The sequence below is a fragment of the Flavobacterium sp. genome, assembly GCF_039916025.1.
GTDB lineage: Bacteria > Bacteroidota > Bacteroidia > Flavobacteriales > Flavobacteriaceae > Flavobacterium.
Genome location: NZ_JBDSMB010000205.1, coordinates 1 through 10218, shown reverse-complemented (window position 1 = coordinate 10218; position 10218 = coordinate 1). Strand labels below are relative to the sequence as shown.

Genomic DNA, 10218 nt, shown 5'->3' with positions numbered 1-10218 from the left:
ATACCGAATTTTTCGCCGATTTATACGAACAATACCTTCAAAACCCAGATAGCGTAGAGCCAAGTTGGAGAGCCTTTTTTCAAGGTTTCGACTTTGGAATGACGACTTTTAATGAAGAAAATGCAGTAGCTGAATTGGCCAATTATGCCGCCAATGTTCCTCAAAACGGGCAGGTTTCAGACAAACTTCAAAAAGAATTTAATGTTCTGAAATTGATTGACGGATACAGAACCCGTGGCCACTTGTTTACAGAAACCAATCCGGTTCGTGACAGAAGAATTTACACGCCCGATTTAGAACTTGAAAATTTCGGACTTTCTACAGCCGATTTGGATACTGTTTTTGAAGCTGCCAAAATTTTAGGGCACAAACCATCAACGCTTCAGGAAATCCTGAATCATTTGAAAAATGTGTATTGCCAGCATATTGGTATCGAATACATGTACATGAGAAATCCGGAAGTAATTCAATGGATTCAGGACAAAATAAATATCAATGACAATCTGCCGAATTTCGACAACGACCAAAAGAAACATATCTTGGGAAAATTGAACGAAGCAGTTTCTTTTGAGAACTTTTTGCATACCAAATATGTTGGACAGAAACGTTTCTCACTCGAAGGTGGCGAAAGTATCATTCCGGCATTAGATGCACTTATTGAAGCTGCTGCCGAAAAAGGCGTAGAGCAATTCGTAATGGGAATGGCACACAGAGGAAGATTGAATATCCTGGCTAATATTTTTGGCAAAGCAACTCAAGACATCTTCTCCGAATTTGACGGGAAAGATTACGACAAAGAATATTTCGACGGCGATGTTAAATACCATTTGGGTTTAACGGCTGAAAGAAAAACACAAACAGGCAAAAAAATCAACCTGAACTTAGCGCCAAACCCTTCTCACCTGGAAACAGTAGGAGCCGTTATTGAAGGAATCACACGTGCCAAACAGGATAAATATTTTCCGGACGATTTCTCAAAAGTATTGCCAATCGCCGTTCACGGTGATGCCGCAGTTGCCGGACAGGGAATTGTATACGAAATTGTGCAAATGGCACAGCTAGACGGTTATAAAACAGGTGGAACAATCCATATCGTGATCAATAACCAAGTTGGATTTACAACGAATTATCAGGATGCGCGTTCGTCTACTTATTGCACTGATGTTGCCAAAGTTACTTTGTCACCAGTACTTCACGTAAATGCGGATGATGCGGAAGCAGTTGTTCACGCAATGCTTTTTGCGTTAGATTTCAGAATGCAGTTTGGCCGCGATGTGTTTATCGATTTGTTGGGCTATAGAAAGTATGGTCACAATGAAGGTGATGAGCCTCGTTTCACACAACCGGTTTTATACAAATTGATAGCAAAGCATCAAAATCCAAGAGAGATTTATGCAGAGAAATTAATTTCAGCCGGAATTGTAGACGCTGCTTATCTGACCAAAATTGAAAATGATTACAAAGAAAAATTAGATGTAAATCTGCAGGAATCACGTAAAAAGGATTTGACGATTATCAAGCCATTTTTACAAGACGAATGGAAAGGTTATGTTCAGGTTTCGGATGATGAAATGTTAAAAAAAGTCGATACTACTTTCGACAAAAAGAAATTAGATGAAATCATCGTTTCAGTTTCTACATTACCATCGGATAAAAAATTCATCAGCAAAATTTCGAAAATTGTTACCGATAGAAAAACGATGTATGACAATAACGTCATCGATTGGGGAACAGCCGAAACATTAGCTTACGGTTCATTATTGACTGAAGGTTACGATGTTCGTGTATCGGGACAAGATGTCGAAAGAGGAACATTTTCACACCGTCATGCCGTAGTAAAAGTGGAAGACAGCGAAGAAGAAGTTGTTTTATTAGATTCGGTAAAAGGCAAAAAAGGGAAATTTAATATTTTCAATTCGTTGCTTTCAGAATATGGCGTTTTAGGATTTGATTATGGTTATGCTTTAGCCAATCCAAACGCATTGACTATTTGGGAAGCGCAATTTGGAGATTTTTCTAATGGCTGCCAGATTATGATTGACCAATATATTTCTTGTGGTGAAGACAAATGGAACAACCAAAACGGGATTGTTCTTTTACTGCCTCATGGTTATGAAGGCCAGGGTGCAGAACACTCTTCTGCCCGAATGGAACGTTATTTACAACTTTGTGCACGTCACAATATGTTTGTCGCCGATTGTACAACGCCTGCGAATTTCTTCCACTTGTTGCGTCGCCAAATGAAAACAAAATACCGCAAACCGCTAGTTGTGTTTACACCAAAAAGTCTGTTGCGTCATCCGTTGTGTGTTTCCACTCAAGAGGATTTGTATAAAGGCAGTTTTCAGGAAACCATCGATGACAAATCGGTTGACAAGAAAAAAGTAAAAACCGTAGTTTTTGTAACTGGAAAATTCTATTATGATATTCTTGCCGAAAGAGAAAATTTAGGCAGAAATGATGTAGCTTTGGTACGTATCGAGCAATTATTTCCGTTACCGGTTGCCGAATTGAAAGCGATAATCAAAAGTTATCCAAATGCCGACGATTTTGTTTGGGCACAGGAAGAGCCAAAGAATATGGGTGCTTACAGCTATATGTTAATGAATTTCGATTTAGTAAAATGGAGATTGGCTTCATTAAAAGCTTACGCAGCTCCGGCAGCAGGAAGTCACACTCGCGACAGAAGACGTCACGCCGATGCCATCAGAATGGTATTTGATAAAGATTTATTTAGATAATTTGAAGCTAATCCCGCTTTCCGTTCTATCTTTTTCTTTTTAAAGAAAAAAGAAAAAGGATGCCACTGCAATCAGGGCTAGAACATAGAATAAACAACACGAATAATTTAAAATTTAAAATTCATAATTTAAAATAATATTAAAGATGATTTTAGAAATGAAAGTCCCTTCACCGGGAGAATCGATTAAAGAAGTTGAAATTGCAACTTGGTTAGTAAAAGATGGCGATTATGTAGAAAAAGACCAAGCCATTGCTGAGGTTGATTCTGATAAAGCTACTTTGGAATTACCAGCAGAAGCAAGTGGAATTATCACACTTAAAGCAGAAGAAGGTGACGCAGTTGCTGTTGGCGCAGTTGTTTGTTTAATCGACACAGACGGAGCAAAACCAAGTGGAAGTGCACCGGCAAAAGAAGAAGCTAAAGCTGAAACGCCAAAAGTTGAAGAGAAAAAAGTTGAAACACCAAAAGCTGCTCCAGCTCCAGTTGCAACTAAAACATACGCAGCTCAGGCTCCATCGCCAGCAGCTAAGAAAATATTAGACGAGAAAATCATCCAACCAACTGATGTTGTTGGAACAGGAAGAGACGGAAGAATTACCAAAGATGACGCTGTAAATGCTGTGCCTTCAATGGGAACTCCAACAGGTGGAAACCGTGGTTCGGAAAGAACAAAACTTTCTATGTTGCGTCGTAAAGTGGCTGAAAGATTAGTTTCTGCTAAAAATGAAACAGCAATGCTGACTACGTTCAACGAAGTTGACATGACAGCAATTTATGCTTTGCGTGAGCAATACAAAGAAGAATTCAAAACCAAACACGGATTAGGATTAGGCTTTATGTCATTCTTTACCAAAGCAGTTACTCGTGCATTGCAATTATATCCTGATGTTAACTCAATGATTGATGGTCAGGAAAAAATCTCATACAATTTCTGTGATATTTCTGTTGCAGTTTCAGGACCAAAAGGATTAATGGTTCCGGTAATGAGAAGCGCAGAAACGTTGTCTTTCCGTGGAGTAGAAGCCGAAATCAAACGTTTGGCAATTCGTGCCCGTGACGGACAAATTACCGTTGATGAAATGACAGGAGGAACATTTACCATTTCAAATGGTGGTGTTTTTGGAAGTATGTTGAGTACGCCAATCATCAATCCACCACAATCAGGAATTCTTGGAATGCACAATGTGGTTGAAAGAGCAATTGTGAAAAACGGTCAAATTGTAATCGCACCAGTAATGTTTGTAGCATTATCTTATGATCACAGAATTATCGATGGCCGTGAATCGGTTGGATTCTTAGTTGCTGTTAAAGAAGCATTGGAAAAACCAGAAGAATTATTGATGGATAACAACGTTAAGAAAGCTTTAGAGCTGTAACGTTTTTTCCGCCTCGGAAGAGGCGCCTATATATGTAAATTCCGCTTCTTTTTTGGAAGCGGGATTTTTTGTTTTTTAAGGCAGAGCATCTATGGCTGCAATTAATTGTGCTTCGGTTCCAACCGTAGTTTCATCAAATGTGAAATTATAGATATCACCTTCAGCTATTGTGGTTGCTTTTATAGCATATCGCCATCGTCCATTGTCTTCGGTAACAAATATTACGTGACAGACTAATCCAATAGGAATTTGACCATAGTGTTCACTAAATAATTTTGTAGAAGGATCATATGTATCCAAAAGAGCTAAAGCATTTCCTTGTCCGTCATAATGTAAATAAATAGCGGAATTTTGATTAGTATACCCACTAGGAACCGAAGCTAAAATAGTTGTTCTTGGTCTTGGGTCTTCAAAAAAACAATCTACATTCGTCCAACCAAAATGATTAATATATGCATAGTACGTATTTGCTTCTCCGGGAATACCAGCCGGATTATTTAAGAAAACACCTGCGCCTGATGCAATTTCTTCTACTTTTGGCACCCATGTAGTATCTTCTTCAACAAAATTCCATAAAGTCATGTCTGGATTTCCACCAACATCGTCAGTTAAATGAGTTGGAATTGTTAACTCAATAACACTGTTTATTTCAAGTTGGTGACCATTTTTGGTAGCATTGATATAAATTTCACCGCCGGAATTCATTACAGCATGTTTACCATCTGGCATCAATCCCATTGTATGCATACCAGTTGCTAACATAGTCGCGCCGTCAAATATCTCAATAACTTTTAAATCTATTGTTCCGGTAACCGAATTTTCATTTAAGGTTAAATTGCTGGCGTTAAAAGATATGGAAACTCCTTTAGTAGTAGTGAAACTGACAACTCCTGCAGCTACATCAAAATGGAAGTTCTCTGTAACAGAATTCAAAGCATCTTGTTTTAGAGCCTTAAAATCATTAGCAGATGATGTTCCGGTATTTTCTGCTGAACAACTATATAATAGAAGTACTAAAGCTAAAATTGGAAACATAGCGTAGAAAATTTTTCTGAAACGGAATTGGTTGGTTTGGTTTTTCATATGTTTTGTTTTTAGACAGACTAAAAATTACTGAAAAGGTTGCGTTAAATAAATTTTTAATAAAAAATAACTGACATAAAAGTCTTATACTATCTAAACGGTTTTTTTGATATAATATTATATTCTTCACAAGAAGAAAATAGTTTTTCGTTTATTTGCATACTGCGTGAGTGATTGGAGCAAGTACCGTGTACTGCGGAAAGCACGGCCCGAAGGGACACGCCCAAAAAAATAAAGTGATACTGAAATAAATTCAGCATAAATGAAGAAAAATCAAAAAGAAGCAGCGATAGGATTTATTTTTATCACAATGCTCATCGATATCACAGGCTGGGGAATCATCATTCCGGTCATTCCAAAATTAATCGAAGAACTCATTCATGGTGATATCAGCGAAGCAGCAAAGTATGGAGGTTGGCTGACTTTTGCTTATGCGATTACACAGTTTATCTGCGCACCGTTAATTGGAAATTTGAGTGATAAATATGGAAGACGCCCGATACTTTTGATATCACTTTTTACCTTTTCATTAGATTATATACTGCTGGCGTTTTCACCTACGATTATCTGGCTTTTTGTTGGAAGAATTATAGCTGGACTTTCCGGAGCCAGTATTACTACGGCTTCCGCTTATATAGCTGATATTAGTACACCTGAAAACAGAGCTAAAAACTTCGGAATGATTGGCGCTGCTTTTGGATTAGGATTTATCATCGGACCGGTAATTGGAGGATTGTTAGGTCAATATGGTTCCAGGGTTCCATTTTATGCGGCTGCTGTTTTGTGTATGTTGAATTTCCTTTATGGCTATTTCATTTTGCCTGAATCGTTGTCTAAAAAGAACCGAAGAGACTTTGATATAAAACGGGCGAATCCAATTGGAGCTTTCAGGAATTTGAAAAAGCATCCATCGCTTTACGGATTGCTATTGGCACTTTTCTTAGTCTATGTTGCATCCCATGCCATTCAGGGGAATTGGAGTTATTATACGATGTATAAATTTAGTTGGGATGAAAAAATGGTCGGAATCTCATTAGGAGTTATTGGGCTTTTAGTCGGCCTTGTTCAAGGTGGTTTAATCCGATGGATCAATCCGAAACTAGGAAATGAAAAAAGCATTTATGTTGGGATGGTTTTGTACTGTTTGGGTATGTTTATGTTCGCTTTTGCCACAAAAAGCTGGATGATGTTTGTCTTTTTAATTCCGTATTGCCTAGGCGGAATTGCCGGACCAGCGATGCAGGCTGTAATTTCGAGTAAAGTGCCACCAAACGAACAAGGAGAAATTCAGGGAACATTATCCAGTTTGATGAGCGGCTCCATGATTATTGGTCCACCAATGATGTCAACTATTTTCTATTTCTTCACTCATAAAGATGCGCCATTTCAATTTCCCGGAATGCCATTTATTGTTGGCGGAACATTGATGATGATTAGCGCTTTTATCGCTTACTTTTCATTTAAGAAAAAATCCCAAACACTCTGATAAGTATTTGGGATTTGAACTCAATCGTGAAACTGCCAAAGTTCTACTATTACCTTGAGATACTTTTTACTTTCTCTATTATTGACAGTTTGTGTCGCATAATAAACGCTTCGGTTACGTAAAGAGGTATCAGGAGATAATAAAACCCTGCCAAAAAGCGGGCTGCCATAATTTACTTCATGAGTATCATCTCCAAGATAAAGAAGATCTGATTTTGATAAAGTATACCAGCGTATACCAGTTCCGTTAACTACGATGTCGCTAACAGTAGAACCTACAGGGAAAAACTGATTTTTTTCACCTACGGGAGGTCCGGGAGCCAAAGATGCCGAATTCGTATCGGAATACGCATCATCACTATTGCATCCTAACAGTAAAAAGACCACTAACAATGCAAAACAGAAAGTTGATTTTTTTGCTTTCATAATCATTGAATTTAATTGATATATCAAATATATTAATTAAATGATTTAGAATAAAGACTTTAACACCTTTTTAAGTTTGAATTAACATAGTGATACTTCATAAAAAAGACACTATTTTTTGGTAAAAATTTAAGATGTTTTCAAATACAAGCAATGATTATAATAATCGATAATCGCTTTGCCTTCGAGTAAAATATCAGCACCGATAATTCCATGAACCGGTTTGGTTTTGTATTGTTGCAATGCCTCATTAACATGCGATAAATCAAAAATAACTAAATGGAAATCGTCTGTTTTCCAACGGCCAATCCGTAGCGAATTGTTTTTGGCCAATTGCGTAAACATTCCTGTTGCTCCGGCGCCTGAAGCTTTGGTCTTTGATTTTCCGGCTTTCAGATTAAAATGGTCAACACTTTCAAAACCAACACAACTATTAGAAGCACCGGTATCTAAAATAAAATTCCCGGAAATTCCGTTAATAGTAGCTTTAACCAACAAATGCTGGGTTTTTGAAACCTTGAAATTTATTTTCTTGTATTTTTCTTTTTTTAGAATTTCCTGAAGCTCTTTCATAAATGCAAAATGATGTCAAATGTAATTCAAAAAATTATATTCTTAGTAACTTAGCAACCTGTAAACTCAGTCGCTTTTTAAAATGATTTTAACCGATACACACACGCATCTTTATTCCGAAGAATTTGCAAACGACAGGACCGAAATGATTCAACGCGCAATTGATGCCGGAGTTTCACGTTTTTTTGTTCCGTCGATTGATTCGGGTTATACCCAAAAAATGTATGATTTGGAAACTCAGTTTCCTGAAAATATCCATCTTATGATGGGCTTGCATCCGTGTTATGTGAAACCCGAAACGTATGAGCAGGAATTAGCGCATGTAGAAACCGAACTGGCAAAAAGAAAGTTTTATGCAATCGGTGAAATTGGTGTCGATATGCATTGGGACAAAACGACTTTGAAGATTCAGCAGGAAGCTTTTAAACGTCAGATTCAATTAGCCAAAAAATATAAATTGGCCATAAACATTCATTGTCGTGAAGCCTTTGATGAAGTTTTCGAAGTTTTAGACAGCGAAAAAGCAACCGATTTATTTGGAATTTTTCATTGTTTTGCAGGCGATTTAGTCCAAGCCAAAAGAGCAATCGATTTGAATATGAAACTCGGAATTGGAGGCGTTGCCACTTTCAAAAACGGAAAGATTGACCAGTTTTTAAATGAAATCAATTTGAAACACATTGTTCTCGAAACCGATTCGCCTTATTTAGCGCCGGTTCCATTTCGCGGCAAACGAAACGAAAGCAGTTATACCAAATTGGTTGCCGAAAAATTAGCTTCCATATATCAATTGCCGATTGAAGAAATCGCACAGATTACGACCGAAAATTCTAAAGACATTTTTGGGATTTAAGTCAAGATTTCATAAAAAATTGACTTTTTTTTTGTTCATTTGTCACTGCTAAATTGTAAGCCAAGATGCAAAGATTTGATCCTATTCGACCGTTTTATGATACCGAAGTGAATGAAGCCATTCAGTCGGCTGTAAATCACCCGATGATGAAGGCTTTGATGAACTTTACTTTTCCTGATGTGGAAGAAGAAGTTTGGAAAAATCAGCTCAAAAAAACGCATTCAATTCGCGACTTTCAGTGTAATTTTATTTATCAGGCTGTTCAAAAAGTCCTGGAAAAAAGTTCAGAAGGATTTACAACTTCAGGCTTTGAGAAATTAGACAAAAACACATCTTATCTTTTTATTTCTAATCATAGGGATATCATTTTGGATACTTCATTATTGAATGTAGCACTTTTTGACCATGGTTTGGTTATGACAGCATCTGCAATTGGTGACAATCTGGTTAAAAAATCATTTTTAAAAACGCTTTCAAAACTTAACAGAAATTTTTTGGTGCAACGTGGTTTGTCGCCAAGAGAATTACTGGTAAGCTCAAAATTGATGTCGGAATATATCGGACAATTATTGCTTCGTGAAAACCGTTCCGTTTGGATTGCACAACGTGAAGGAAGAACAAAAGACGGAAACGATGCTACACATTCCGGTGTTTTAAAAATGTTAGCAATGGGTTCAGATGAAGCTAATCTGATGGATTATTTTAAGAAAATAAAAATAGTCCCGGTTTCAATTTCGTATGAATATGATCCAACCGATGCTTTGAAAATGCCGCAATTAATTGCCGAAGCCAATGATGAAATTTACATCAAAGAAAAAAATGAAGATTTCATTACGCTATTAAGCGGAATCATTGGTCAAAAGAAACACATCCATATTCATGTTGGCGATATTTTAGACACAGAATTAGATGATATAGCTCAGGAATTTGACAATACAAATAAGCAGGTTCAGGCTTTGGCGCAAACAATTGATGATTCAATTTTGCAGAGTTATAAATTGTGGCCGACTAACTATATTGCTTACGATTTATTGAACAATTCCAATACCTATAGTAATTTCTACACCGAAAACGAAAAGTCTTTGTTTGAAAGAAGACTGGAAATGAAAATAGACGAAGATCATCCTTTAATGGTTGAAAGCTTTTTAGCGATGTATGCCAATCCAGTGGTGAATAAATCAAAATATTTGGATGCAAACTAAACCCAACATACTTTTAATTTATACCGGCGGCACCATTGGTATGATTAAAGATTTTGAAACGGGTGTTTTAAAAGCATTCAACTTCAAAAAGCTATTGCAAAAAATTCCGGAACTCAAACATCTGGATTGTAATATTGAAACAATTTCCTTTAAAAAACCTATAGATTCTTCGAATATAAATCCGGATAAATGGATTGAAATTGCAGAAATGATTGAAAGCAATTACGCCAGCTTTGATGGATTTGTAGTGCTTCATGGTTCGGATACGATGTCGTATTCTGCATCGGCATTAAGTTTTATGCTTGAAAATCTGAATAAACCTGTAGTGTTTACAGGCTCACAATTACCAATTGGAGATTTAAGAACAGACGCCAAAGAAAACCTGATAACAGCTATCCAAATAGCATCGCTGCAACAAAAAGGAAAATCAGTAATTCATGAAGTTGGCTTGTATTTTGAATACAAATTATACCGTGG

The 10218-nt window shown here is 36.9% G+C and carries 9 protein-coding genes; 6 read left to right on the top strand and 3 right to left on the bottom strand.

Going from position 1 to position 10218, the window contains the following annotated elements:
- Both ABIQ27_RS14480 and odhB read left to right on the top strand, forming a co-directional pair.
- The coding region (locus tag ABIQ27_RS14480; RefSeq protein WP_348034629.1) for a 2-oxoglutarate dehydrogenase E1 component at nt 1-2741 on the top strand (2741 nt) is incomplete at its 5' end.
- A 145-nt stretch (nt 2742-2886) separates the two neighbouring features.
- A complete protein-coding gene (odhB, locus tag ABIQ27_RS14475; protein WP_348034628.1) occupies nt 2887-4119 on the top strand; it encodes a 2-oxoglutarate dehydrogenase complex dihydrolipoyllysine-residue succinyltransferase in 1233 nt (410 codons plus the stop codon).
- Between the two features lie 75 nt (nt 4120-4194).
- On the opposite strand, the gene ABIQ27_RS14470 is transcribed toward odhB, so the two are convergent.
- Nucleotides 4195-5202, bottom strand: coding sequence for a hypothetical protein (locus ABIQ27_RS14470; RefSeq protein ID WP_348034627.1), 1008 nt, complete (start codon nt 5200-5202; stop codon nt 4195-4197).
- A gap of 262 nt (nt 5203-5464) precedes the next feature.
- On the opposite strand from ABIQ27_RS14470, the gene ABIQ27_RS14465 reads away from it, so the two are divergent.
- On the top strand, nt 5465-6688 hold the full coding sequence (locus ABIQ27_RS14465; RefSeq protein WP_348034626.1) for a TCR/Tet family MFS transporter: 1224 nt from the start codon (nt 5465-5467) through the stop codon (nt 6686-6688).
- A 20-nt stretch (nt 6689-6708) separates the two neighbouring features.
- On the opposite strand, the gene ABIQ27_RS14460 is transcribed toward ABIQ27_RS14465, so the two are convergent.
- Both ABIQ27_RS14460 and ABIQ27_RS14455 read right to left on the bottom strand, forming a co-directional pair.
- Entirely contained in the window at nt 6709-7119 is a 411-nt protein-coding gene (locus ABIQ27_RS14460; protein ID WP_348034625.1) for a hypothetical protein, read from the bottom strand.
- 123 nt (nt 7120-7242) lie between these two features.
- Nucleotides 7243-7686, bottom strand: coding sequence for a retropepsin-like aspartic protease (locus tag ABIQ27_RS14455; protein ID WP_348034624.1), 444 nt, complete (start codon nt 7684-7686; stop codon nt 7243-7245).
- Nucleotides 7687-7768: 82 nt separating this feature from the next.
- On the opposite strand from ABIQ27_RS14455, the gene ABIQ27_RS14450 reads away from it, so the two are divergent.
- From ABIQ27_RS14450 to ABIQ27_RS14440, 3 genes are all read left to right on the top strand, one after another.
- A complete protein-coding gene (locus ABIQ27_RS14450) occupies nt 7769-8539 on the top strand; it encodes a TatD family hydrolase (protein WP_348034623.1) in 771 nt (256 codons plus the stop codon).
- A 65-nt stretch (nt 8540-8604) separates the two neighbouring features.
- On the top strand, nt 8605-9741 hold the full coding sequence (locus ABIQ27_RS14445) for a 1-acyl-sn-glycerol-3-phosphate acyltransferase (protein WP_348034622.1): 1137 nt from the start codon (nt 8605-8607) through the stop codon (nt 9739-9741).
- Nucleotides 9731-10218: asparaginase (locus tag ABIQ27_RS14440; protein ID WP_348034621.1), on the top strand; the 488-nt coding region annotated here is incomplete at its 3' end. The genes ABIQ27_RS14445 and ABIQ27_RS14440, both read left to right, overlap by 11 nt.

Coding starts and splice junctions, on each gene's coding strand:
- ABIQ27_RS14455 (WP_348034624.1), bottom strand. CDS start 7,686: ATGAAAGAGCTTCAGGAAATTCTAAAAAAAGAAAAATACAAGAAAATA.
- ABIQ27_RS14450 (WP_348034623.1), top strand. CDS start 7,769: ATGATTTTAACCGATACACACACGCATCTTTATTCCGAAGAATTTGCA.
- ABIQ27_RS14445 (WP_348034622.1), top strand. CDS start 8,605: ATGCAAAGATTTGATCCTATTCGACCGTTTTATGATACCGAAGTGAAT.
- ABIQ27_RS14470 (WP_348034627.1), bottom strand. CDS start 5,202: ATGAAAAACCAAACCAACCAATTCCGTTTCAGAAAAATTTTCTACGCT.
- ABIQ27_RS14465 (WP_348034626.1), top strand. CDS start 5,465: ATGAAGAAAAATCAAAAAGAAGCAGCGATAGGATTTATTTTTATCACA.
- ABIQ27_RS14460 (WP_348034625.1), bottom strand. CDS start 7,119: ATGATTATGAAAGCAAAAAAATCAACTTTCTGTTTTGCATTGTTAGTG.
- odhB (WP_348034628.1), top strand. CDS start 2,887: ATGATTTTAGAAATGAAAGTCCCTTCACCGGGAGAATCGATTAAAGAA.